The sequence below is a fragment of the Methylobacterium sp. SyP6R genome (genome assembly GCF_019216885.1).
Lineage (GTDB): Bacteria > Pseudomonadota > Alphaproteobacteria > Rhizobiales > Beijerinckiaceae > Methylobacterium.
In genome coordinates this window covers 4,677,999-4,701,347 of the sequence record NZ_JAAQRC020000001.1, presented here as the reverse complement: position 1 = coordinate 4,701,347, position 23,349 = coordinate 4,677,999, and the positions used below count along the sequence as shown (strand labels likewise).

Genomic DNA, 23,349 nt, shown 5'->3' with positions numbered 1-23,349 from the left:
TCTCTACTCCGCGGCGTCGGCAACCGGGCTGCCGAGATAGGCTTCGATGACCTTCGGGTCGGACTGGACCTCGCGGGCGCCGCCCTCGGCGATCTTGTGGCCGAAATCGAGCACGCTGACGCGGTCGCACAGCCCCATCACCACGTCCATGTGGTGCTCGATCAGGATCACCGTGATGCCGGCGTCGCGGATCTTGCGGATGATGAGGGTCAGCTCCGTGATGTCGGGAGCGGTCAGGCCCGCGGCCGGCTCGTCGAGGAGCAGCAGGACGGGATCGAGTGCGAGCGCCCGGCCGATCTCGAGGAGACGCTGCTTGCCATAAGGAAGGTTGCGGGCCTCGACCTGGGCGAGCGACCCGAGGCCCACGAAGTCGAGGATCGCCATGGCGCGGGCCCGGGCCTCGCGCTCCTCGCGCCGGCGCCGCGGCGTGCCGAGGATCGCGTCGAACAGGGTTCCCTGGAAGCTGTGGTGCAGGCCGACCAGCACGTTCTCCAGCGCCGTCATCTCGCGGAAGAGCTGGACGTTCTGGAAGGTGCGGGCGACGCCCGCGAGCGCGATCTCGGACGGCGTGCGGCCGTCGAGACGCTTGACCGCGTCCGTGCCCGTGGCCAGCGACACCCCTCCCGCGGTCGGCTTGTAGATGCCGGTGAGCACGTTCATCATCGTGCTCTTGCCCGAGCCGTTCGGCCCGATCAGGCCGTGGATCGTGCCCGGCCGCACCGCGAGGTCGACCTCGTTGAGGGCCTTGAGGCCGCCGAACTGCATCACCGCGCGCTCGACCTTGAGCAGCGGGTCGGCGCCGGAGCGGCCGCCCTGGCGGATCAGCGCATCGCCGGAGGCCGCGAGTTCCTGGGTCGCCCCGGTATGGTGCGGGCGCAGGAAGGGCAGCTTCTCCCGCAGGAAGCCGACGATGCCGTCCGGCAGGTAATAGACCACGAACAGGATCATCAGCCCGAAGACGGTGAGGCGGAAATCCGTCACCGACTCCATCGCCAGCGTCGCCGGGAAGAAGGCGAGGCAGAGCGCGCCCGGGATGAGGAGCGTCATCCGGTTGTCCTTCCGGCGCAGGAAGGCGAGGCCGACCACGACGATCGCGAGGCCTGCGATGATGCCGGCCATGATCCGCACCAGGCCGATATCGGCCAGGATGTTCGGCATCATCACGATGATGGCGGCGCCGATCAGGGGACCGGCGCGCGACTTGCGCCCGCCCATGGTGACGGCGAGCAGGAACAGCACCGTCAGCTCGAAGCCGTAGGAATTCGGCGCGACGTAGCGCTCCGACCAGGCGAAGAGCGCGCCGGCCAGACCCGCGAGCGCCGCCGAGATGACGAAGGCGTAGACCTTGTAGCGGTAGACGCTGACGCCCATGCAGTCGCAGGCGATCGGCGAATCGCGCAGGGCCTCGAAGGCGCGGCCGAAGGGCGACCGGACCACCCGGTTGACCACCACGATGGTGGCGAGAAGGCAGGCGCAGACGAGGTAGTAGAATTCGAGCTTGCGGCCGGCGGCCCCCCAGGGCGCCTGCAGGCCGATCAGCGAGAAGTCGAGGACCCGGGCCGGCGGCAGGGTGATGCCCAGCGGACCGTTGGTGAGATCCGTCATCTCGTTGATGAAGATCTGGATGATGGTGCCGAAGGCCAGCGTCACCATGGCGAGATAGGGCCCGCTGACCCGGAGCGCCGGGATGGCCAGCAGCAGGCCGAACCCCGCCGTGACGCCGATGCCGGCGAGAAGACCCGCCCACAGCCCCAGCTTGAATTTGAGGAACAAGACGGCCGCCGCGTAGGCACCGATGCCGAACAGGCCGGCATGGCCCAGCGAGACCTGGCCAGTATAGCCGACCACGATGTCGAGACCGAGGATCAGGATCGCGTAGATGGCGATCACCACCAGCAGGTGGATGTAGTACTGGCTGGTGACGACGTGCGGGAACGCCGCCAGGAAGACGACGAGGCACACGGCCCCGAGGAGGCCGACGAAGCGGCCGAGCCCGGCTTGAGGGACCGGCGGGGCGGTTTGCCGGGCCAGCGCCGGCGCGGGGGCGGACTGCGCCATGGTGATGAAGGACCCTGGATGAACGGGGGGCATTGAGAACCGCTCCCGCGATCCGGGAGCGGCGCTGAGCGAAAACGATCAGACCTTCTTGATCACGGCCTTGCCGAACAGGCCGACCGGGCGCACCGCCAGCACGGCGAGCAACAGGATCAGGCCGGGCACGTCCTTGTAGCCGGTCGAGATGTAGAAGCCGGTGAGCGTCTCGGCGACGCCGAGGATCAGCCCGCCGACGATCACGCCGAGGCCGGATTCGAGGCCGCCGATGATCGCCACCGCGAAGGCCTTGAGCGCCAGCACCGAGCCCATCGTGGCACCCGTGAGGGTGACCGGGGCGACGAGCACGCCCGCGAAGGCCGCCGTCATCGCGCTGATCGAGTAGGACAGGGTGATGACCTTCTGGGTGTTGATGCCCATGAGCCCCGCGGCGTCGATGTCGTTCGAGGTCGCCACCACCGCCTTGCCCCAGATCGAGCGGCGGTTGAACAATTCGACCGCGAGCATCATCAGGAGCGCGCCGGCGACGATCATCAGTTCCATCGGCAGCACCCGGACGCCGCCGACGGTCAGCGCTTCTTCCGGCAGCGGCGAAGGGAACTTGAGGTCGTCGCGCCCCCAGATGTTCTCGGCGACGTTCTTGAAGATGATGCCCAGCGCGATGGTGGCCATGATCCACCCGTACTCGGACTTGATCTTCACGGCAGGGCGCACGCCGAGCCGCTCGACCACCGCGCCGAGGGCGAAGCCGAAGACCAGGACCAGCGGCAGCATCAGCCAGTAGCCGGTGAACGGCACCAGCGTCAGGCCGAACAGGGCGCCCAGCATCAGCGCCTCGCCCTGGCCGAAATTCAGGGTCTTGGAGGTCGCGAAGGTGAGCTGGTAGCCGAACGCGATCGCGGCGTAGATCATGCCGACGGCGACGCCGCTCGCCACGAGCTGAAGGAAGATATGCATGACGGGAAGGCTCGTCTCGTCGGGCGGCCCCGGGCATCATGCGGCGGGGCGGACCCCGCGCTCATGCGCGGGTACGGGCCCCGCGCCACGGGCGCGGGGCCTTCAGGTGCGGCCTCAGTTCGAGGCCTTCTCCTTGACGCGGACGACGCCCGCGTTCTTGGCGTCCTCGTCCTTGGCGTAGACGATCTTGCCGTCCTGGACCTTGCCGAACACCACCATGTTGCGGCTGATGGCGTTGTGGTCCTTGGCCGTGAACGGCTTGTCGTAGGTGGTGACCACGCCCTCGACCTTGCCGTTCAGGTCCTCGAGCGCGGCGCGGACCTTCGGGCCGTCGGTGGTCCCGGCCTGCTTGATCGCGGCCGCCAGCAGGTAGACCGAATCGTAGCCTTGCGCGCCCGCCACCGGGGTCGGGATCTTGTTGACCTTGAAGGTGGCGTAATAGCCGTCGAGGAAGGACTTGCGCTTCGGCAGCGTCTTATCCTCGATGAAGGTCTGGGGCATGATCACGCCGTTGCCGTTCGCCCCGGCGATATCGATGAAGCTCTGCATCGAGGCCGGCCACGAGGTGATCATCGGCACCTTCCAGCCGAGCTTGGCCATGCCGTTGGCGATCTGGGCCAGTTCCGGGCCGATGCCGTAGGCCAGGATCACGTCGGCGCCCGCCTGTTGCGACTTCAACAGCTGGGGCGTCATGTCGACGTCCTTGATGTTGAATTTTTCCACCACGACCGGCTTGATGCCCTTGGCCTTGAGGTATTTTTCGAGGTCCTCGCGGCCGAGCTGGCCGTAATTGGTCGAATCGGCCAGGATCGCGATCTTCTTGAAGCCCTGGGCGACCGCCTCGTCGGCCATCATGCCGGCCTGCAGCACGTCGTAGGCCGAGGTGCGGAAGACGTAGTTGTTGTCGTAGTCCGGCGGGTTGAACTGGTTGGTGATCACGGTGCCGGTGGCGACGTTGTTGATCACCGGGATCTCGGCTTCCTGGTAGAAGCGCTGGGCGGCGAGAGCCACACCGGTATTGATGAAGCCGAGGGTGGCGACCACCTTCTCCTTGTTGATCAGTTCCTGGGCGACCTGGGCGCCGACCTCGTTCTTGGCCTCGTCGTCGCGCTCGACGAGCTGGATCTGGCGTCCGAGCACGCCGCCGTTCTTGTTGATCTCCTCGGCGGCGAGCCGCACGCCGTCGCGCATCGATACGCCCATCGACGAGGAGCCGCCGGTATAGGGGCCGGTCACCCCGATCTTGATCGGGTCGGCCGCCAGGGCCGGGGCCGCGAAGGCGGTCGCGCAGGCGAGCGCCGCCGCGAGCGCGGTCAGGGATGAGCGCATCTGGATTCCTCCGGGGACCGTTTCTTGCCGTCCCGACCTTGGCGGGCGGGGATCGGGGTGCCGGATAGAACCGGGATTGGCAGCGCTTGTCGAGCGCGTCTTTCGATCTAGAAAGCCGACTTCGCGGCGAAATCCAGCCGCTGGCCCACTTCGCCGTGTGACTGGGTGAGACCCCGACGAATCTGGAGGAACAAGCTGAAGAAGTGGCTGGGGCGCCAGGATTCGAACCTGGGAATGGCGGTACCAAAAACCGCTGCCTTACCGCTTGGCGACGCCCCAACGCGCGGCTGGCGCTTCCATAGCCGGGTGGGGCGGTGCTGGCAACCGGGGGCGTTGCGGTTCGGTGCACGGGCGGCGGTTGGAGGGGCTTTCGGGCTCGTGTATGCCGATCCTTGCGAACGGCAGGGATAGCCGCAACCATCAACGACAGGGGGAGGAGAGCCGATGAGCATGCAGAAGGTCGCGCTGGTGACCGGGGCCGGCTCGGGGGTGGGGCGCGCGGTGGCGCTCGGGCTGGCCGATGCCGGCTACGACGTGGTGCTGTCGGGGCGCCGGCCCGAGCCGTTGCAGGCGGTCGCCGCCGAGATCGAGGCCAAGGGCCGGCGGGCACTGGCGCAGCCGACCGATATCGGCGACGAGGCCTCGGTGGCCGCGCTGTTTGCCCGCGTCGAGGAGACCTTCGGCCGCCTCGACGTCCTGTTCAACAATGCCGGCATCGGCGCGCCGCCGGTCGAGCTCGACGAACTGCCGGTCGCGACCTGGAAGGCGGTGGTCGACACCAACCTCACCGGTGCCTTCCTGTGCACCCAGGGCGCGTTCCGGCTGATGAAGAAGCAGCAGCCGCGCGGCGGGCGGATCATCAACAACGGCTCGATCTCGGCCCACGTGCCGCGGCCGTTCTCGGCCCCCTACACCGCCACCAAGCACGCCATCACGGGTCTCACCCGCTCGACCTCGCTGGACGGGCGCGCCCACGACATCGCCTGCGGCCAGGTCGATATCGGCAACGCCGCCACCGACATGACCGTGCGCATGCAGGCCGGCGTGCCCCAGCCCGACGGCTCGACCCGCCCCGAGCCGACCATGGACGCCAAGCACGTCGCCGACGCGGTGGTCTACATGGCGAGCCTGCCGCTCGACGCCAACGTGCAGTTCATGACCGTGATGGCCACCAAGATGCCGTTCATCGGCCGCGGCTGAGAGGGCAGGGCCTCTGGCCCTCGGGCGCCGGCTTGGGGTAGAGAGGCGGCGCGGGCGCCGACGCGGTGCCCGCGCGTTCCCCGATGGGGACATCCTTACCTCGCCGATGCCGGGCCCCGACGGACCCGAGACAGAAACCCGGGTCCGGGCTACACACCTCCCATGCTGATGCAGACAGACGCCCCGCGCGCCCCCGCCGATCCGGTCGCCCGGCGCCGCACCTTCGCGATCATCTCGCACCCGGATGCCGGCAAGACCACGCTGACCGAGAAGCTGCTGCTGTTCGGCGGCGCGATCCAGCTCGCCGGCGAGGTCAAGGCCAAGCGCAACCGCGTCTCGACCCGCTCGGACTGGATGGGCATCGAGAAGGAGCGCGGCATCTCGGTCGTCACCTCGGTGATGACCTTCGAGTACGGCGACTGCGTCTTCAACCTGCTCGACACGCCGGGCCACGAGGACTTCTCGGAGGACACCTACCGGACGCTGACCGCGGTCGATTCCGCCGTGATGGTGATCGATGCGGCCAAGGGCATCGAGGCGCGCACCCGCAAGCTGTTCGAGGTCTGCCGCCTGCGCGACATCCCGATCGTCACCTTCGTCAACAAGCTCGACCGCGAATCCCGCGACCCCTTCGACCTCCTCGACGAGATCGAGAAGACGCTCGCCCTCGACGTGGCGCCGGTGACTTGGCCGATCGGCCGCGGCCGCAGCTTCGCCGGCACCTATGACCTCCTGCGGCGGCGCGTCCGCCGGCTCGACGCGGCGGACGATGCCGGCACCGTGCCGGTGTCGGGCCTCGACGACCCGCTCTTCGACACCCTGCTGCCGGAGGCGGGAGACGCCGCGACCTGGCGCGAGGAGGCGGAGCTGGCGGAGGGCGGCTGCAAGCCGTTCGATCTCGACGCCTTCCGCGAGGGCCACCTGACCCCGGTCTTCTTCGGCAGCGCCTTGCGCAATTTCGGCGTGCGCGACCTGATCGACGGGCTCGCCGAGGTGGCGCCGCCGCCGCGGGGCCAGGATGCCGATACCCGCGCGGTCTCGCCGACCGAGCCGAAGATGACCGGCTTCGTGTTCAAGATCCAGGCGAACATGGACCCGAACCACCGGGACCGCATCGCCTTCATGCGGGTCTGCTCCGGCAAGCTCAGCCGCGGCATGAAGGCCAAGCTCGTGCGCACCGGCAAGCCGATCTCGCTCTCGGCGCCGCAATTCTTCTTCGCCCAGGACCGGGCCATCGCGGATGAAGCCTATGCGGGCGACGTCGTCGGCATCCCCAACCACGGGACCCTGCGCATCGGCGACACGCTCACCGAGGGCGAGGAGCTGGTCTTCCGCGGCGTGCCGAGCTTCGCCCCGGAGCTTCTCCGCCGGATCAAGCTCACCGACGCGATGAAGGCCAAGAAGCTGCGCGAGGCCCTGCAGCAGATGGCGGAGGAGGGGGTGGTGCAGCTCTTCCTGCCGCAGGACGGTTCGAGCGCGATCGTCGGCGTGGTGGGAGCGCTGCAGCTCGACGTGCTGAAGGAGCGGCTCCAGGCGGAATACGGCCTGCCGATCGACTACGAGCCGACCCGCTTCACCATCTGCCGCTGGATCGAATCGGAGGACCAGGCCGAGCTCGACAAGTTCGTCGGTTCGCACGGCTCGTCGATGGCGAGCGATCTCGACGGGGCGCCGGTCTTCATGGCGACCACCGGATTCTCGCTGCGCTACGAGGAGGAGCGGGCGCCCGCGATCCGCTTCACCGATGTGAAGGACTATCAGAAGCGCCGGGCGTGAGACGACCAGCCGGCGCCCGCCCCATCAGTGGGGCGGCGCCCGATACTCACATCTTGCCGAGGAGCGGGAAGTCGACGTTGAGGCTCGAGATCGGGCCCACCGGCGTCTCGCGCTTGCGCGGCCGGCCGTTCAGCACCTGCTTCAGCTTCGTCTTCAGGAGCGACAGGTCGAAGGGTTTCAGGATGAAGGCGTCGGCGCCGGCGAGGTGCGCGACGTTGATGTCCTCGAAGCTGAACGAGGTCTCGGTGAGGATGAACGGCATGTTCATCAAGACGTCGTCGGACCGGATCTCGCGCAGGAGCTGGATACCGTCCATCGGCTCCATGTCGAGGTCGGAGATCACCAGGCCGTAGCGCTTGCTGCGCAAAGCCTCGAGCGCCTGCGGCCCGTCGGTCACGCCCTCGACCTCCGGGAAGCCGAGGCGGTTCATCAGCTCGGTGATCAGGCGGACGAGTTTGACCTGGTCGTCGACGATCAGGATCGGGGGTGCTTCGCTCATCGGATCCAGCCAGCGGGGTTAGGTTTGGGAGGGATCGCCGGGGGCTCCCGGCGGGTCCTACACGAAGAGGTGGTCGATGCCCTGCTTGGCCATGGTGTCGGCCTGCAGCGCCTGGGCGAGGGCGTGGATCGTGCTCGCCTTCGGGGTCCCGCGCTGGAGCATCGGCGCCAGGTTGGCCTTCTGGAACAGGGCGTCGTTGGTCGCGGTGCGCAGGACATACGCGAACGACGTCACGAACTCGCGCTTGGCGATCTCGCGCCACTCGACGATGTGGACGTCGCGATGGCGGATATCCCCGCCGATCCGCTGGAACGTCTCCTGCACCGACATCCGCTCCCCTTCGAGAATCTGGATGAAGTAGCCCTGATCGACGATCAAGAGGCTGGTGATGACCGAGAACTCGTTCTTCTTCTGCGCATGACGGGCGATGTCGTTGACTTGGCGCGCCCGCTCCTGCGGCTCGGCGGAGAGCTGAGCACGCGAGAAGTAGATCAGGTGAATGAGGCTGCTTCGCTTGCTCGGGCGCATGTCCCTGGTTCCACCGCGGTCCAGGTGGGCAGCTAAGGCCAAGAGGTTCAACGTCGCGTAAACATGGTCCTGGCGATCCGACGGCAGTTTTTGCCGCAGGGGCCGGGTGGCACCCGGCGGGTTTTGCCGCGCGATGGTTCTGTGTCTCAATAAAATCAATGACTTGGGCTGTGGCACACGGCTTGCGGATCATCCCGCCGAGTGATCCGGACGGGATGTGGAAAAGATGGACCTTTTCGGCGCGTTGCAGACTTCGGTCTCGGGTCTCCAGGCCCAGGCCTTCAGCCTCGGGAACATTTCGGGGAATATCGCGAATTCGCAGACCGTCGGCTACAAGCGGATCGACACCGACTTCGCCGACATGCTGGTCGAGCAGCCGGCCAAGCAGCAGAGCGCCGGCGGGGTCGCGGCGTTCTCGCAGCTGACCAACAGCCTGCAGGGCGGGGTGGCGGCGACCGGCATCCCCACCAACATGGCGCTCAGCGGCGACGGCTTCTTCACCGTGCAGACCGCCGGCGGGACGCCCGGCGGCACGCCGACCTTCTCGGGCACCAGCCTCTACACCCGCCGCGGCGACTTCTCGGTCGACCGCGACGGCTACCTCGTCAACGGCGCCGGCGCCTACCTGACGGGTCAGAGCCTCGACCCGGTGAGCGGCGCCTCGACCGGCACCGGGCCGATAAAGATCTCGGACGCGTCCCTGCCGGCAAAGCCGACGACCAGCATCGCCTACGCGGCGAACCTGCCGAGCACCCCGACCACGACGTCGGGCAACGCGCTCCTCGGCACCCTGCCGGGCGGCGATCCCCGGGTGCTCTCGGGCAATGCCGCGACGGCCCCGACGGTCGCAGCCTCCGATTCGGCCGCCTTCGTCAATTCCAGCATCGCGGGCGGCGAGCTCACGGCCTATTCCGGCACCGGCACCCCGGTGAGCCTGCAGATGCGCTGGGCCAAGGTCGCGAATGCCGACGCGACGGCGGGTACCGGCGATACCTGGAACCTGTACTACGCCAACCAGACCGCCACCGGCACCGCGGCCGGGACCTGGCAGAATGCCGGCCAGGCCTTCACCTTCAACGGCAGCGGGCAGCTCACCTCGCCCACCGGCACCAGCCTCAGCATCCCCAACCTGACGGTGAACGGCACCAATCTCGGGGCGGTCGCGCTGAACTTCGGCACCGGCGGACTGACCCAGTACGGCTCGGCCGGCGGCCAGGTCACCACCACCACCTTGCAGCAGAACGGCTACGCCGCCGGCACGCTCAACTCGCTCGCGGTGACGGGCGACGGCAAGCTCACCGGCACCTATTCCAACGGCAACAGCGTGGCCCTGGCCCAGGTCGGCGTGGTGCGCTTTAACGCGCCCAACTCCCTCAAGGCGGTCTCGGGCGGCAACTACGCCCAGACCGCGGAATCCGGCGAGCCGCTGGCCGGGCTATCCGGCACCACCATCGTCGGCGGCAACGTCGAGCAGTCGAACACCGACACCGCCGGCGAATTCTCCAAGCTCATCGTCACCCAGCAGGCTTATTCGGCCAACACCCGGGTGATGTCGACCGCCCAGCAGATGATGTCCGATCTCATCAACGTCATCCGCTAGGTTTTTAAGGGTTCGTTATCCACTTCATCCGATACTGCAAAAGGCGGATATCTGAAGAAGTGCTCGCCAGTGCCGCGGCAAAAGGCTGCGACGAGGCGACAAGACAGGCGGATTGCGTGTCGGCATGCCGATGCGGAGCCGCGTCGCGGCGGAGCCTTGCGGGTCCGTCGCCCCCCGGACCCGGTCGGCTGCAAAAGGCGGCCCGATCGTTTCCGGCCCAACCCGCGAGATGCCGGCACGTGACGCGGCCCCAAAAGGGGCGCGGCGGTACGGCCCGGCTCTCTCCCTCACCCGGGGTCCGACCGATGTCCCTCAACGCCCTCAACACCTCGACCGCCGGCCTGCAGGTGACGCAGGCGGCGATCGGCCTGGTGTCGCAGAACGTCGCCAATGCCGGCACCGCCGGCTACGTCAAGCGCACCCTGACCTCCGTCTCGACGCTCGGCAATTCCGGCGTCGCCACGGGGACTATCAGCCGGACCCTCGACGCGGTGTCGCTCAAGCAGCTGCGCCTCGAGACCGCGGGGGCGGCCTATACCGGGCTGTCGGCCAAGGTGCAGGGCCAGCTCGACGCGCTCTACGGCACCCCGGGCAGCGGCAGCGCCCTCGACGGGGTGATGAACACCTTCACGCAATCGCTCCAGGCGCTGACGACCGATCCGACCTCCGCCGCCTCGCGGGCGACCGCTTTGAGCGCCGCCCGGACCGTCGCCACCACGATCTCGGGCATCGCGCGTGGCGTGCAGGACCTGCGCAGCGGCCTCGAATCGCAGCTCGGCAGCGATGTCGCCTCGGCGAGCACGCTTCTCACGCAGATCGCGGATCTGAACGGCAAGATCGCCGGTGCGCCGAAGAGCGATGCCGGCACCGCCGATCTCCTCGACCGGCGCGACCAGGCGATCAACACCCTGTCGCAATATCTCGACGTGCAGGTGAGCGACCAGCCCGACGGCTCGGTCACCTTGCTCACCGCCTCCGGCGCGACCCTGGTCGATCACGGGGCGGCGGCGAGCCTCGCCTTCGACGGCCGTGGTTCCCTGAGTCCCGAGGCACAATATTCGGCCGACCCGGCCGCCCGCGGCGTCGGCACCGTGACGGCGACGACGCCGGCCGGCGCTAGAATCGACCTCGTCGCTACGGGTGCGATCCGCTCCGGCTCGATCGCCGCCGCGGTGAGCTTGCGCGACGACACCCTGGTCCAGGCCCAGCGCCAGCTCGACGACCTCGCCTCCGGCCTGTCGCGGGCCCTGAGCGACCGCCCGGCGACTGGAACCGCGGCGTCCGCCAACGGGCTGACCGGCTTCGACATCGACCTCACCGGGCTCCAGGCCGGCAACGCCGTGACGCTCGGCGTGCGCAACGCGGCGGGAGTGGGGCGCAACCTGATCCTGATGCCGACGAACGGCGCGGCGCCCGACCCGATCGACCCCAAGCTCACCGACGACCCGACCGCGCTCGTGGTACCGGTCGACATCTCGGGCGGGGATTCGACGATCGCGCAGCAGATCGGCGCCGTGCTCGGCACCGGATTCACCGTGTCGGCGACACCCGGTGGCGCTGCCGGCTCGGTGCGGATCCTGTCGGACCCGGCGGCCCTCGCGCTCACCGGCGCCAGCGCCTCCGTCACCGTGCCGACCAACGCCTCCGACACCAAGACCGGCAGCGGCCAGCTCGCCCTGTTCGTCGATGGCGGGACCGGTGGCGTGTTCACCGGCTCGTTCGAGGGCGGCTCGCACCTGACGGGCTACGCCCAGCGCCTCGCCGTCAACCCGGCGGTCGCGGCCGATTCGTCGACCCTGGTCGATTACGCCGGCACCACCGCCTCGGGCGACACGGCGCGGCCGCAAACCCTCACCGATGCGCTGACCAACCGCACGCTGACCTTCTCGGCGGCAAGCGGCATCGGCGGCGTCAGCGCCCCGCGCTTCACCACCGTCACCGGCTTCACCCAGTCGGTCGTCGATGCGCGAGGCGCGGCCAGCGCCGAGGCGCAGCAGCTCGACGAAGGGCAGCAGATCGCCCTGTCCTCGGCCCAGAGCCGCTTCGGCAAGGAATCCGGCGTCAGCGTGGACGAGGAGATGTCCCGGCTGATCCAGCTCCAGACCGCCTACAGCGCCAATGCCCGGGTGCTGACGGCGGCCCGTGACATGCTCGACACCCTGCTCCGTATCTAACAGGACCGCCCGCGATGACGATCGCCCCCTTCGCGGCCGGCACCGCCGCCGCCGACCTCAACACCCAGCGCCTCGTCGCCATGAAGGCGTCGCTCGGCACGATCTCGAACCAGATCGGCAGCGGCCGCACGGCCGACACCTATGGCGGCCTCGGCAGCGGGCGCACCCAGAGCCTCGCGGCGCATGCCCAGATCAGCGCGCTCGATAGCTACATCGCGGCGGCGGGCACCGGCGCGACCCGGGTCTCGCTCGCCTCGGCGAGCGTGCAGCAGATCGCGACCCTGGGCTCGAATACCTGGAGCAGCCTTGTCAGCGCCCGGACCGGCACCGGCACCACCGCCCGCTCGACGATGCAGCAGATCGCGGCGGGCCAGCTCGGCGGCACCCTCGACGCCCTCAACCAGAGCACCGGCGGCCAGTACATCATGGGCGGTCGGGTCACCGACCGGGCCCCGGTGGAGAGCGCCGCCCGGATCCTCGACGGCGACCCCGCCGCCGGCCTCGACGGCGTGCGCACCCTCATCACTGAGCGCCAGGCCGCCGATCTGGGCACCGGTTCGCCGAAGACCGGGCGGCTCGACCTCTCGGGCTCGGGCGCGAGCGTGAGCCTGTCGGAGAGCCAATCCCTCGGCGTGCGGACGAATTTCGGCTTCACCATCGCCGGCGCCGTCAGCTCGAATCCGGCCGGCCTCTCGGTCGCGTTCCAGCCGGGGGCGCCCGCGAGCGCCACCCTGTCCTTCGCCAGCCAGCCGAAGGACGGCGACATCGTGCGGGTGAGCGTCCGCAACACGGACGGCAGCGAGGCCTTCGTCGACCTCACCGCCCGGACGGCGGGTGGAGGCGGGGAGGGCACCTTCGCGATCGGCGCCGACGCGGCGGCGAGCGCGCAGAACCTCACCGCGGCGCTCGCGGGCAGGACCGTCACCGGCGTGCAGAGCGCGAGCCCGCCCGGCGCGACGGCGACCCTGTCGGGCGGCAATCCGGCCTCTGCGACCGTGACGGTGGGAGCCGGGCTCCAGGCCGGCGACAGCGTGCAGATCACGGTGGGTCTTCGCGACGGCACCAGCAAGACGCTGAGCCTGAAGGCCGCGGCCGACAACAAGGCCGCCGGCACCTTCGCGATCGGCGCGAGCCCGGCCGACACCGCCGCCAACCTCCAGGCGGCGCTGGCGACGGCGCTCGACACCACCGCCGGGACCGACCTCGCGGCGAGTTCCGCGACGCGGGCGGCGAGCGACTTCTTCGCCGGCTCGTCCTCCCCGGGCCTGAGCCCGCGCCGGGTCGCGCTGGACGCGGCCGGCAACGCCACGGCCTACGTCGCCGATCCGAGCGGGCGCACCCTGATCTGGTACAAGGGCGACGACACCTCCGCCGACCCGCGCGGGACCGCGACCGTGCCGGTCTCCCGCGACCAGTCCGTGGCGATCGGCGTCCAGGCCAACGAGGTGCCGTTCCGCAAGACGCTGAGCGGGCTCGCCGTCCTCGCCACCACGTCCTTCGACGATACCGACGCCGACGGCCGCCGCTTCGACGCCTATTCGGGCCGGCTCCAGACCCTGTTCAAGCCCGGCGACGGACAGCCCTCGGTCGAGGGCATCGGCTCGGAGCTGAGCCTCGCCTCGGCCCAGATCGCCACCCAGAAGAGCCAGAACACCGCCACCAAGGCGGTGCTGCAGAAGACGGTCGACGGCGTCGAATCGGTCACGACCGAGGAGGCGGCGGCCAAGCTCCTCACCCTGCAGACGCAGTTGCAGGCGAGCTACCAGGCGACCTCGATGCTCTCGAAGCTGACGCTGACGAGCTACCTGTAGGGGGGGCGCCATGGACGCGGCCGCGGACCGGTGCTGCCGCATCGTCCGTCAAGGAAGGCTTGGGGGCAACGATGGTTTCCCGGTGCGGGGCACGGCCACCGCGCCGAGGGGCTTGCCGACGCCGCCCCCGCCGGATACCTACGAATCCGGTCTCCCGTCACTGGCTGACGGGAGCCGGGGCCTGTAGCTCAATGGTTAGAGCCGACCGCTCATAACGGTCTGGTTGTAGGTTCGAGTCCTACCGGGCCCACCACCATTTCCCCTCTGTAAAGCCACCGCTTGACCCCCTCCCCGAAATCTACGGGGACAGTTATGGGGACAGAAACGCGCCAAAACCCCGCCCGGAAGGCCCTCCGGCGGGGTGGTCGGCGACGCGGGCACCGGCTCGCGGCCGGCCCTCGGGGCATCACGGGATGGAGTGTTCTACCACCCCCGTGTCCTGTTCCAGGCCACGCCCATGGCCGGGCGGCTCAGCCCTTGCCGCGCTCCTGGTAGGTCTCGACGAGGAAGGTCGCGACGGCCCCGGCCGCGTTGACCGCGAGGCTGGCGTGCCGGGGCGACGGGCGGACGCGGGGCCGCTCGTCCGTCGGCGGGTCGTCGGCGTGCGCGTCGGAGAACCGGTTCCTCAGGGTGCCGAGGCCGTTCACGAGGTTCATGGCCCCGCCGAGGATAGCCTTGATCGGCACGTCTCGGTGCTGGTCCGGGGCCAGTCTCAGCCCGGCGGCGACCAGGCCGTAGAGCTTGGGCAGGTCGTCCTTCGGGGCGTAGGCGATGCCGAGCCCGTCGAGGATGTGCTTGCACACCGCCTCCAGGAGGGTGCGGGCGACGGTGATGGCCCCCTCGGGGTCCGAGGTCCGGCGCGCCAGGGCCTTCGTCCAGACCGCGTGGACGCCCTCGGCGTCGAACGAGGCGAGCGCGTCCCCGACCACCGCGTCGCCGGGGGCGCGATTGCGGCCCTCTAGGTGGTCGATCAGCGGCGTAAACGATTCGCGGATGAACGCCCGGCGCTCCTGGTACCGGCCGAGCTTGTCCTTGATGAAGGGCCAGAACGCATCGAGCGTCCGGCAAGTCCGGACGTAGTCAGGGAGGAGGACCCGCACCTCGGCATCGGCGATGAACTCTCGGCGCAGGTGCTCGTAGACGTGGCCGTCGCTGGACCGGCCCGTCGCGTGCTCGATGAGGATGCCCTCCATCATCGCGACCTGCTCCAGGCGTGTTTCAGGGATGTCGTCCACGCGTCGTACCTCCGGATACGCCTAGGAGTAGCGCGGTTTAGTTCGCCGGTCCTTGACCACGCCGATGAGCGGCAGCCTCGTCCTCCTCCATCAGGGCAAGCCGGAGGCCTAGCGGGACGCGGTCGCGCCGGCCCATGCGGAGCTCCAGGATCACGGCCTTGACGTAGTCGGGGTCGAGGTCGGGGCCGCCCGGGATAGCCGAGATGCGCCGGCACCAAGCCTCGGCCCCGGCATGCGTCACCCGAGCGCGCAGAACCTCGCGGACGAGCTCGTCCGGCAGGTCCTCGGCGACCGTTGTCTCGCGATAGAGCTTCATGAGCCGGGCCTGGGCGGCCTCCATCCGGGTGAAGGCCTCGTCGTATTCCGGCGTCGCGATGAAGCGGCCGGTGCCGTCGGGCGCGCGGACGTTGCAGGCGGCCTCACGGAGCTCGAACCGGTTCCTGGCATCGGCGACCCGTCGCTGGGCCTTCTCCAACAGGAACGCCCTCTGCGCCGTCGCCAGGTTCGTCATCTCCACCATCGTGGCCCCCCTTCACGTCGGGGGGACCGTGGCCCGGTGCGGGTTACCGCCCGATTTCTGGACGGTTATACAGGGGCGCCGAAGGGTCGGTATATTGGCGCCCCGTTACCTCCTCGCGGCTGTAACGCTTAATCAAGCGGATTTGTCCACCAGGTCCAATTCCCTCTCCTTCACGCCGAGGAGGCGCTCGCCGAGCATTCGCCGAGCACCGGCGGGGGTCGCGCCCTTCTCCAGCAGGATGGTTCGGGCCTCCTCGTAGACCCGGTGCACGCTCAGGCTCATGCCCTCCATCGTGCCCCGGCGCGCGATCAGGTTCACCGCATCGCCCTCCACGAGCATGCGGGCGTAGGCCGTCACGATGGCGGCATCGAGCACGGAGGGCTCGACCATCCCGGCGGCCTTCCGCTTCGCCCGCTCGACGCGCTTGCGCTGGGCGTCGGTGCGGCGGAAGCCCCACACCCCCGAGGCACGGCGCTCCGGGATCGGACCGGGCGCCGGCGCGTCGTCGGCGTCGGCGCGGGCCTCTTCGAGGCGGTCGGCGATGAATTCGTCTTCGAGAGCGTCGTCGTCGAAGCGCATGTGAGCCTCCTGATGAGGCATCGTCCCCCTCGGGCTAGCGAGGCACAAGGACACGTCACGGACATGCCCAGCCGTGGCGCTACATGTCCCGGCGAGGGCCACGGCCAGGGCTTCCTTTACCTCGTTCACAGGCATCCGGGCGGCGACTCTTGGCGCCGATTCGCGGAGCTGCGATCTCTGGATGAACGCACCGACGGATGCCGCCCTGATGACGCACTACCACACGAACGCCCATCAGGTCGGTGCCGCCTGCGAGGGTGTCGCCTACGGTCTCGCCGGCGCCCTCGGGTCCGCCCTCATCGCCGGCCGCATGGCTCGCGCCGAGCGCGACGCGGCGGATGCGGACGAGTGGCGCGCCGTCGCCGCCAGCGTCCGGGCCGGACGCATCGAGGCCGCCCGGGCCAGGCAGGCGGAAGCCACCCGCGCCGAGGCTGCCCGCCAGACCGACGACGAGCAGCGCCTGCGCATCCTCATGCTCCGGGCGCGTGCCGCCGCGGCATGACCTGATGCCATTGCGGGCGCAGCCCAGGTCGAGTGAGGCGCAGCCCGCAAGAGTCAATGGCTTCAAGCAAGCGAGACAGCGCCATCCCCAAATAAAGAAGCCCGCCCTGGTCTCCCGGGGCGGGCTCGTTCGTTTCGGGTGGCGTCCAATCAGGCGATGGCGAACGCGGGCGCGGGCCGGTGGGACGCCTCGCGGCGGTCGCGCCGGGGCTCGCCGTCCGGACGGGCCTTCGGCTTCGACATGGCGGCCACGCGTTCGACCTCTTGGCGGTGCCACTCCGCCAGCGTGAGCGGCCGGGGCAGCGAGGCGAGCGGCCGGTTGCCGAGCAGGTGCGCGCCGACGTGGCGGGGCTCCAGCGAGGCGAGCTTGAGCGCCTGCGCCGGCGTCAATCGGTCGAGGTAGCACCGGGCCGCCTCGTCGAGGCAGGCCGTCGCAGCGGGGGCCTGACCCGGAAGCGGCGCCAGATGGGCGACAGCGGCGCGCCCCCATGCCTCGTGGACGGCGGCCGGCGTGGCGGCGGGCTTAGCCTGGGCAGCGGCGTCCTCCTGCGCGGCGGCCTCGATCTCGGCCATGGCCTCGGCCTGCGCCTCGGCGACCGCCGGCGGCGGGGCGGTGACAGCCCGGGCGACCCAACGGGCGCCGTCCCAGACCAGCTTGGGGGCGGTTGCCATCGCCACCAGAGCGGCTCGGATGGCGGCGGCGAAGAAGCGCATCAGGCGCACGGTATCCTCCTGCGGAAGTGACCCCGACAGGGTGCGCCTGCCCGACGAAAGGCACACGGTCTCGGGGGCACTTGCGGCATGCATCACGAATCGTACCATCACTCTTATGCGGTCGGCCCTGCCGACCGCCCATCCGCCGCACGGGAGACCTCGGCACATGCGCACCAAGTCCGGCATCGCCTTTACCCGCCCCGCTCGCGCCTTCGACCTCGCCGACCGCGAGCGTCTTGCCGACGAGCTCCACGCCCCAGGGCGCCCCCAGGTCGTCTACGTCCGCTGCATCACGGACGACCGCTACGACCCCGAGGCCATCCGCCCGGAGCTCGACCTGATCGTCGAGACCAACAGCACGTCCCGGGCGCGTAACGTGTGGGCCAACTGGGCCTTGTCGGAGGGCATCGACGGCACCTTCCGCGTGCAGGTCCTCTGCCCGAACGCCCTCCCGGCCGGGAAGGTGCGGCGCAAGCGTGAGGATGGCTACGACGCCACCGTCGACCTCGACATGCTGCAGCTTGAGCGCGACCTCGCGGCCCTGGATGCCGACGACCGCGCCCTCGGCCTGACCATCTGACGGGGGGCACGAACATGAACGACAACAACCCCTTCTTCAGCTACCCGGTCGGCGCCCGCCGCACTGCCCTGAGCGCGCTGCCTGCCATCCAGGTCCTGCGGTCCGCCCGTACCGAGGCCGACGCCAGGCGCGCCGCGGCGGCCATCGCCTCGGCGTGCACCCGGCCGCGGCCGGCCTGGTACCGCGAGGACCGCCCCGGCGACCGGTACCTGGGAACCCTCCCGTCCGGCGAGGTCCTGGCTTGGGCCTGCGGCGTCACCTCCGACGAGCCGCTGGAACTGATGGCCTGGGTGGACGAGTGGCAGGGCGCCTGCGTCTGGAGAGCGGAAGCGTGAACCCAGCCCTGCTCGCGACCGCCGGCGAGGCGCTCTACGGTCCCGAATGGCGCCGCCCTCTGGCGGCCGCCCTCGACGTCGACGCGCGCCTCGTTCAACGGTGGGCCGCCGGGCAACGGGCCATCCCGCCCGAGGTCGCCCCGGCGCTGCTCGGCCTGCTTTGGCGAGAGGCGTCCGGGCTGGAGGCGCAGGCCCTGGACATGCGCCGGGCGGCCGCCGCCATCGAGGCGTCCGAATAGCGAAGGGCCCCGGGACGCTCCCCGGGGCCCTCGTCGTTTCAGCGGATCTCGCCCGCGTCCGCCGCAGCGGCAAGCTCCTCGGGCCAGTCCTTTGCCTGGGCCATGCGCGCCCGGAGCTCGTCGAGGCGCACCGGCCGGAAGCCGCAGGCGTCGGCGCCGACGTCAGCCGACCGACGGGTGTCCGGCAGGCTGGCATGCGTGTGCCCGAACAAGTGAAGCGTGCCCCTCCAAATCGAAGGCCAAGCTCTCATCGCGTAGTGGCAGAGGAACAGCCGGGTGCCCTCGACAGTGACGTCGACGAAGCCTTCGTGCTGGCTCGCCCAGGCGAGTTGCTTACCCCGCTTTTCGTGGTTCCCGTGGAGAAGGCGCTTGGTCCCGTTGAGGCGCCGGAACACGTCCTTGGCGTGGTCGACGGTGCAGCCGTAGGCGAAGTCGCCCAGGTGCCAGATCTCGTCGCCGGGGCGCACGACCGCGTTCCAGTTGGCGATGAGGGCCTCGTCGTGCTCCTCGATAGAGCCGAACGGGCGCGGCCGCGTCATGCGTCCGTCCATCATCCCTTCGTGGCCGAAGTGGGTGTCGGCGGTGAAGTAGACGGCGGGATTCGAGGTCGAATTCTTCATCAGGGCAGCCTCCTGTCGAAGGGGCTGCGCGCACGGCGTCACGCCCCGGGGGTCGGTCTCAGGCGGGGGTGGCGTATGCGTTTCACGGTGGGCCTCATCGGCGTTCGGTGAACGAGGGATCGCAGCTCGCGCCGGGGGCCGCAAGCGCGGGATCGGGGTGTGGTTACGTATTCCCTGGGCGGATAGCCTGGACGGTCACGAGTACCATTTCTCCACCCGTCGCCACGCCTCCACGACGTCCTCGAACCCGAGCCTGACGAGCAGGTCGCAGAGGATGCCGTCGGCGTCCTGGTGAGGTTCCTCGCAGTCGTACTCCGACATCGCCTTCAGGTGCCGGAGATCCTCCAGCGCGGCCGCGCGCTCGGCGACCAGCCGGGGCGTGACCACGAACCCGGTCTCGGCGAGATCCTCCACGAAGACCTCCGCCCGGTAGCCGCAGATACCGGTCCACTCGCCGATCTTCGCCAGGGCTGTCGGGTCGGTCGTCATGCCGCCCCCTGCGCCAGCCAAGCCCACGTGACCGGCTCGTGGTACACCCGCGCCAGGGCGGCCCTCGCCGCGCTGACGGGCCCGCGGTTCCGGCGCCTGGCCCTGCGGGACAGGGGCTTGCCGATTGCCGGCCGGGCCGCCTTGGCCGCCTCGATGTCGACCAGCACGTTGGCCCAGGCGTTCCGGGTCGGGCGGAGGTAGCCGCGCTCGAACTCGGTTCGCCATGCCTCCATCTCGCGTCGGTGGCGCTCGCGTTCGGCGGCGACGATGCTCGCGTAGAGGGACTCCCCGCAGGTCAGGCCCTCAGCCTCGGCATCGCAGGGCGAGCCGGCGTCCCGGCTGGGGCCCGCCGCATTTCCGGCAACCGGGTCGGTGACCCACTCGTACCGGCAGCAGGTGTTGAACTCCTCGTCGCCGACCTCGCACCAGCCGTCCGACGGCGGGCTGACGCAGACGACGGTGAACCCGTCCGGGGCGTGGCCGGGCGAGCCGTTGTGCTCGACGACGCGGTGGATGTCGGTCCCGTCACGGGTCACCAGGTCGCCGATCTCGAAGAACCGGTTGCCGTAGGCATCCATCTTGCCGGCCGCGATCAGGGCGTCCCTGCGCTCCCGGCTGGCCCGGAGGTCCGCCTCGATGAGCTCGGCTTTCGTGGTGCCCATGGCAATCGACATGGCGATGCTGTGGGCCAACGCCTGGCGTTCGGCCGCCTGGTAGCGCCTGACGGACTCGATGATGGCGCTCGGGCCATCGAGCTCGAAGGTGTCCTTCATGCCGCCCTCCCGAAGAGGCGCTGCATGATCCATCCATCTCGGGTCGGGGTCTCCTTGACGGTGACGCGTTCTCCGTGCCGGCGTCGGAGGAGGCCACGCATCCGCTGGTTCAGTTCCCGGTACAGGTCGCGGCGCTCCGCGTCGGGGACCAGTCGCGTCACCGAATGGAAGAAGGCCTGCGCGCCGCCTTGGCGATCTTCCAGCGCGTCGAGTCCGACCTGTGCCGCACGGTCGAGGAAGGCCTCCCATGAGCCGTAGGCCGCCACGACGTCGGCACGCAGGCGGATGTCGCGCCCGTCGAGGCCGAACAGCGCCGGCGGCCCGAGCGGACGCTTCGGCGTTGGCGGCAACGGTGCGGGCAGCCGTCGGGCGCGGCGGACGCGGTTCCAGTGAAGACGCATGGCGGGGGTCCTGAGGGCGGCCACGGCTCGGTAAACTCGCGGGCTAGGCCCACCTCAGATTCTACGGGTGCGCGTCGATTCGAATAGGGACGCCGCCAGGCCGCTGGCGCGCCGGCCGGGCCGTGCTATCCCGTGGCCATGGAGATCCGCCTCGAACCCATGGACCCCGAGGAGTTCCCGTGCCCCGCCGGCTGGACGGTCGTCGGGCGCGCCGTGAGCCATGCGCTTGCCTACGACCCGGAGCGGCGGCCGCATTTTATCGGCGAAGACCCGATGAGGGTGAGCCCGGAGGACATCAGCCACGACCTCTACCGTGCGGTCGATGCGGCCGCTGACCGCCTCTGGCCGGGTGGGTGGACGCATTCAATGGCCGAGGCGTTCCTCCTCGACCGGCGCAGCCTGTCCCCGGGCCGCTTCGCCCGCCAAGCCCCCGCCCCGGCTGTTCTCCTGGCTCTCGCCCAGGCTGCCGCCAGCCCCGATCCGGTGGCGTTCGGCGCTCTCCTTCTCGCGATGTCGCGATACTCGAAGGCCGTCGAAGGGGCAGGTCCCGTCGAGCGATTGGACAGGACGCTGGAGGCGGCCAGGAGAGCGGGCGAAATCCTTCACATGACCCGGCTGGGGAAAACCATCTGGGAGGATCGCCATTCTGGAGGGGTCTTCATCAAGCGTTTGTTAAGGGATAGCGGCTAGAACCTTTGATGCTCCGCGGGTGGATTTGCCCCCGCGTGAAAGGTGAGGTTTTCCCCTGATGAACGCTGACGCCCTTGACCGGGCGGAGGCCTTCAGCGCGCTCGCGATCCTTCGCGGCTTGCGCAAGGCCCCGGCCCATTTCCTTTGCCACCCGTTCGTTCCCGCCATCCACTACGTCATGCGGCGCTGGGAAACCCATCCGCTGCCCGGCGTCCCGACGGCCGACGTGCACTGGCACATCGACCTCGCGACCCACGCCTCGGAGGCATGGGCGCTGTGCCGGTCCTTGCCGTCGGTGCCGGTTCGCGCCTCCGCTGCCTCGGTCGAGGTCGCCCACGCCAAGTTTGAGGACCTCCGCAGTCGCCTCGTCGTCCGGATCGAGGAGATCGACAACGGCCCGTTCCTCCTCGATCTGGAGGACGACCGGACGACGGTGGAACAGGAGAACGTCGTCCTCGACTTCGTGAGGCTGGCGCAGATCATCGACGTCTGCCTCGCGGAGACCGGTGACCGCGACGCCTTGGAGCGCTTGGCGTCGGCCGCGGAACGCTGCACCGCGCTCCGGGCAACCGGTTTCCTGGCGTTCTCCAATGGCGCCCGGAGCCTGCTCGCGCACCCGGAGGGCCTGGGGACGTGGCTCCCGGGTAGAGCTCCGCTGTGCGTCATCCAGCGTTCGCTGGACCTGGGCCGCGATATCCTCGGCATGCGCGCGGCAGCAGCGAAGTCGGCTCGCCCGACGCACGCCGAAGAGATGGACGACGACCGGCCCGGGCCCGTCGCCAGGCCGAACCTCGCCGCCGTCAAGACCGTCCCCGTCATGCCGGCCCCGGCCGCCGAGCCGCAGGGGCCCGGTGTTGTCGTGTTCCCGGCCGACGCCGCCGAGGCCGCCGGCAAGGGCGAGAACAAGCGCGAGATCGAACGCTTCCTCGGGAAGGCGCTCGGGGCGCGCCTGCCGCTCGTTCCGGTCCCGGATGACTGGAACGCGTGGGAGGCGAAGCTGAACGGCGAGAGCCCGTGGCTCGCGCCGTTCCACCGCGCGGTTCGCCTGTCCCAGGGCGGCCGCTCACATTGGGGCGGGGGCGTCGTCTGCGTCGAGGGGCCGCCCGGGGCCGGAAAGAGCCGCGGCGTCCGTCGGGTCGCCGAGGTTTCCGGCCTGCCGTACGCCCGGTTCAACTGCGAGGCGACCAGCGACAACGCGGGGCTCGGCGGCACATCCATTCGCTGGCTCTCGGGCCATCCGAGCATCCTCGAACGCCTCCTCGCGACGTCCGGGCTGGCGAGCGTCTGCCTGGCCTTGGACGAGCTTGAGAAGGCCGGCGGGGCACGCCGTGGAGGCGGGGGCGACCCCCTCGACCTGCTTCACGGCTGGTTCGAGGCCGAGACGGCGCGCGCCTGGCGTTCGACTTACCTGCTCTCGACAGTCGACGTCTCGAACACGCTGTTCCTCTGCACGGCGAACGATACGTCGTCGATCCCGGGCAGCTTACGGGACCGCATGACCATCGTGCGTGTCGGTGGCCCCCTTCCCGAGCACGTCGGCGTCTTGGCGCCGGCGCTGGCCCGGCAGGCCTGCCGCGATCTCGGCGAGGACGAGCGTTTCGGCGTGCTCGACGGTGACGAGATCGCGGCACTGTCCAAGGCGTGGTCCCAGGGGGGCTCGATCCGTCGCCTGCGCCGCCTCGTCGATATGGCTCTCCAGGCCCGCGAGAGCGGCCCTGCGGCGCTGCCCCGGCACTAGGGAGGGCGA

At 69.9% G+C, this 23,349-nt stretch carries 24 protein-coding genes and 2 tRNA genes; 12 read left to right on the top strand and 14 right to left on the bottom strand.

From position 1 onward, the window contains the following. Window positions 1–3: 3 nt before the first annotated feature. The 4 genes from HBB12_RS21655 to HBB12_RS21640 all read right to left on the bottom strand — a co-directional run bounded on the left by HBB12_RS21655 (window position 4) and on the right by HBB12_RS21640 (window position 4,617). Window positions 4–2,058, bottom strand: a complete 2,055-nt coding sequence (locus HBB12_RS21655; RefSeq protein WP_236992859.1) for a branched-chain amino acid ABC transporter ATP-binding protein/permease — start codon at window positions 2,056–2,058, stop codon at window positions 4–6. A gap of 78 nt (window positions 2,059–2,136) precedes the next feature. Further along, complete coding sequence (locus HBB12_RS21650; RefSeq protein WP_236991242.1) at window positions 2,137–3,009, bottom strand: branched-chain amino acid ABC transporter permease; 873 nt, start codon at window positions 3,007–3,009, stop codon at window positions 2,137–2,139. A 114-nt stretch (window positions 3,010–3,123) separates the two neighbouring features. Further along, window positions 3,124–4,338, bottom strand: a complete 1,215-nt coding sequence (locus HBB12_RS21645) for an ABC transporter substrate-binding protein (protein WP_236991241.1) — start codon at window positions 4,336–4,338, stop codon at window positions 3,124–3,126. A gap of 204 nt (window positions 4,339–4,542) precedes the next feature. Beyond that, window positions 4,543–4,617 (bottom strand) — tRNA-Gln (locus HBB12_RS21640). A 165-nt stretch (window positions 4,618–4,782) separates the two neighbouring features. On the opposite strand from HBB12_RS21640, the gene HBB12_RS21635 reads away from it, so the two are divergent. Continuing rightward, a complete protein-coding gene (locus tag HBB12_RS21635; RefSeq protein WP_236991240.1) occupies window positions 4,783–5,538 on the top strand; it encodes an SDR family oxidoreductase in 756 nt (251 codons plus the stop codon). 162 nt (window positions 5,539–5,700) lie between these two features. Continuing rightward, window positions 5,701–7,314: a peptide chain release factor 3 gene (locus HBB12_RS21630; RefSeq protein ID WP_236991239.1), complete on the top strand. Its 1,614-nt coding sequence runs from the start codon at window positions 5,701–5,703 to the stop codon at window positions 7,312–7,314. Window positions 7,315–7,360: 46 nt separating this feature from the next. Here HBB12_RS21630 and HBB12_RS21625 read toward each other — a convergent pair whose 3' ends face one another. Both HBB12_RS21625 and HBB12_RS21620 read right to left on the bottom strand, forming a co-directional pair. Then, the gene (locus HBB12_RS21625) at window positions 7,361–7,813 is read right to left on the bottom strand and encodes a response regulator (protein WP_236991238.1); all 453 of its coding nucleotides are present in this window, start codon (window positions 7,811–7,813) and stop codon (window positions 7,361–7,363) included. A gap of 57 nt (window positions 7,814–7,870) precedes the next feature. Further along, window positions 7,871–8,341 (bottom strand): BLUF domain-containing protein, encoded by a 471-nt coding sequence (locus HBB12_RS21620; protein WP_236991237.1) that lies wholly within the window; start codon window positions 8,339–8,341, stop codon window positions 7,871–7,873. A 226-nt stretch (window positions 8,342–8,567) separates the two neighbouring features. Between HBB12_RS21620 and HBB12_RS21615 the strand changes: the two genes are divergently transcribed. The 4 genes from HBB12_RS21615 (at window position 8,568) to HBB12_RS21600 (ending at window position 14,179) form a co-directional block, all read left to right on the top strand. Next, entirely contained in the window at window positions 8,568–9,941 is a 1,374-nt protein-coding gene (locus tag HBB12_RS21615; protein ID WP_236991236.1) for a flagellar hook protein FlgE, read from the top strand. A 305-nt stretch (window positions 9,942–10,246) separates the two neighbouring features. After that, window positions 10,247–12,115, top strand: coding sequence for a flagellar hook-associated protein FlgK (gene flgK, locus HBB12_RS21610; protein WP_236991235.1), 1,869 nt, complete (start codon window positions 10,247–10,249; stop codon window positions 12,113–12,115). Between the two features lie 14 nt (window positions 12,116–12,129). Next, window positions 12,130–13,926: a flagellin family protein gene (locus tag HBB12_RS21605; protein WP_236991234.1), complete on the top strand. Its 1,797-nt coding sequence runs from the start codon at window positions 12,130–12,132 to the stop codon at window positions 13,924–13,926. 177 nt (window positions 13,927–14,103) lie between these two features. Then, window positions 14,104–14,179: transfer RNA gene (locus tag HBB12_RS21600), tRNA-Ile, on the top strand. Between the two features lie 217 nt (window positions 14,180–14,396). On the opposite strand, the gene HBB12_RS21595 is transcribed toward HBB12_RS21600, so the two are convergent. From HBB12_RS21595 to HBB12_RS21585, 3 genes are all read right to left on the bottom strand, one after another. Continuing rightward, window positions 14,397–15,161 (bottom strand): abortive infection family protein, encoded by a 765-nt coding sequence (locus HBB12_RS21595; protein ID WP_236991233.1) that lies wholly within the window; start codon window positions 15,159–15,161, stop codon window positions 14,397–14,399. Between the two features lie 37 nt (window positions 15,162–15,198). Continuing rightward, window positions 15,199–15,672 (bottom strand): hypothetical protein, encoded by a 474-nt coding sequence (locus HBB12_RS21590; protein ID WP_236991232.1) that lies wholly within the window; start codon window positions 15,670–15,672, stop codon window positions 15,199–15,201. A 141-nt stretch (window positions 15,673–15,813) separates the two neighbouring features. Next, the gene (locus tag HBB12_RS21585; RefSeq protein WP_236991231.1) at window positions 15,814–16,260 is read right to left on the bottom strand and encodes a hypothetical protein; all 447 of its coding nucleotides are present in this window, start codon (window positions 16,258–16,260) and stop codon (window positions 15,814–15,816) included. A gap of 181 nt (window positions 16,261–16,441) precedes the next feature. Between HBB12_RS21585 and HBB12_RS21580 the strand changes: the two genes are divergently transcribed. Next, window positions 16,442–16,762: a hypothetical protein gene (locus HBB12_RS21580; RefSeq protein ID WP_236991230.1), complete on the top strand. Its 321-nt coding sequence runs from the start codon at window positions 16,442–16,444 to the stop codon at window positions 16,760–16,762. A gap of 149 nt (window positions 16,763–16,911) precedes the next feature. Here the strand turns inward: HBB12_RS21580 and HBB12_RS21575 are convergent, their stop codons facing one another. Further along, a complete protein-coding gene (locus tag HBB12_RS21575) occupies window positions 16,912–17,484 on the bottom strand; it encodes a hypothetical protein (protein ID WP_236991229.1) in 573 nt (190 codons plus the stop codon). A 157-nt stretch (window positions 17,485–17,641) separates the two neighbouring features. Between HBB12_RS21575 and HBB12_RS21570 the strand changes: the two genes are divergently transcribed. The 3 genes from HBB12_RS21570 to HBB12_RS21560 are packed head-to-tail and all read left to right on the top strand — an operon-like array spanning window position 17,642 to window position 18,629. After that, on the top strand, window positions 17,642–18,055 hold the full coding sequence (locus HBB12_RS21570; protein WP_236991228.1) for a hypothetical protein: 414 nt from the start codon (window positions 17,642–17,644) through the stop codon (window positions 18,053–18,055). A gap of 14 nt (window positions 18,056–18,069) precedes the next feature. After that, entirely contained in the window at window positions 18,070–18,390 is a 321-nt protein-coding gene (locus HBB12_RS21565; protein WP_236991227.1) for a hypothetical protein, read from the top strand. After that, window positions 18,387–18,629: a hypothetical protein gene (locus HBB12_RS21560; RefSeq protein WP_236991226.1), complete on the top strand. Its 243-nt coding sequence runs from the start codon at window positions 18,387–18,389 to the stop codon at window positions 18,627–18,629. The genes HBB12_RS21565 and HBB12_RS21560 overlap by 4 nt, the downstream gene beginning before the upstream one ends. A gap of 38 nt (window positions 18,630–18,667) precedes the next feature. Here the strand turns inward: HBB12_RS21560 and HBB12_RS21555 are convergent, their stop codons facing one another. The 4 genes from HBB12_RS21555 to HBB12_RS21540 form a co-directional block, all read right to left on the bottom strand. Then, window positions 18,668–19,249 carry a metallophosphoesterase family protein gene (locus HBB12_RS21555; RefSeq protein ID WP_236991225.1) on the bottom strand — a complete coding sequence of 194 codons (582 nt, stop codon included), beginning with the start codon at window positions 19,247–19,249 and terminating at the stop codon, window positions 18,668–18,670. A gap of 195 nt (window positions 19,250–19,444) precedes the next feature. Beyond that, window positions 19,445–19,738: a hypothetical protein gene (locus HBB12_RS21550; protein ID WP_236991224.1), complete on the bottom strand. Its 294-nt coding sequence runs from the start codon at window positions 19,736–19,738 to the stop codon at window positions 19,445–19,447. Further along, entirely contained in the window at window positions 19,735–20,511 is a 777-nt protein-coding gene (locus tag HBB12_RS21545; protein ID WP_236991223.1) for a hypothetical protein, read from the bottom strand. The genes HBB12_RS21550 and HBB12_RS21545 overlap by 4 nt, the downstream gene beginning before the upstream one ends. Then, window positions 20,508–20,912, bottom strand: coding sequence for a hypothetical protein (locus HBB12_RS21540; RefSeq protein ID WP_236991222.1), 405 nt, complete (start codon window positions 20,910–20,912; stop codon window positions 20,508–20,510). Before HBB12_RS21540 ends, HBB12_RS21545 begins: the two co-directional genes overlap by 4 nt. Window positions 20,913–21,044: 132 nt before the next feature. Here HBB12_RS21540 and HBB12_RS21535 point away from each other — a divergent pair, with 132 nt between their 5' ends. Beyond that, window positions 21,045–21,602: a hypothetical protein gene (locus tag HBB12_RS21535; protein ID WP_236991221.1), complete on the top strand. Its 558-nt coding sequence runs from the start codon at window positions 21,045–21,047 to the stop codon at window positions 21,600–21,602. A 58-nt stretch (window positions 21,603–21,660) separates the two neighbouring features. Next, window positions 21,661–23,340 (top strand): AAA family ATPase, encoded by a 1,680-nt coding sequence (locus HBB12_RS21530; protein WP_236991220.1) that lies wholly within the window; start codon window positions 21,661–21,663, stop codon window positions 23,338–23,340. Window positions 23,341–23,349 lie beyond the last annotated feature (9 nt).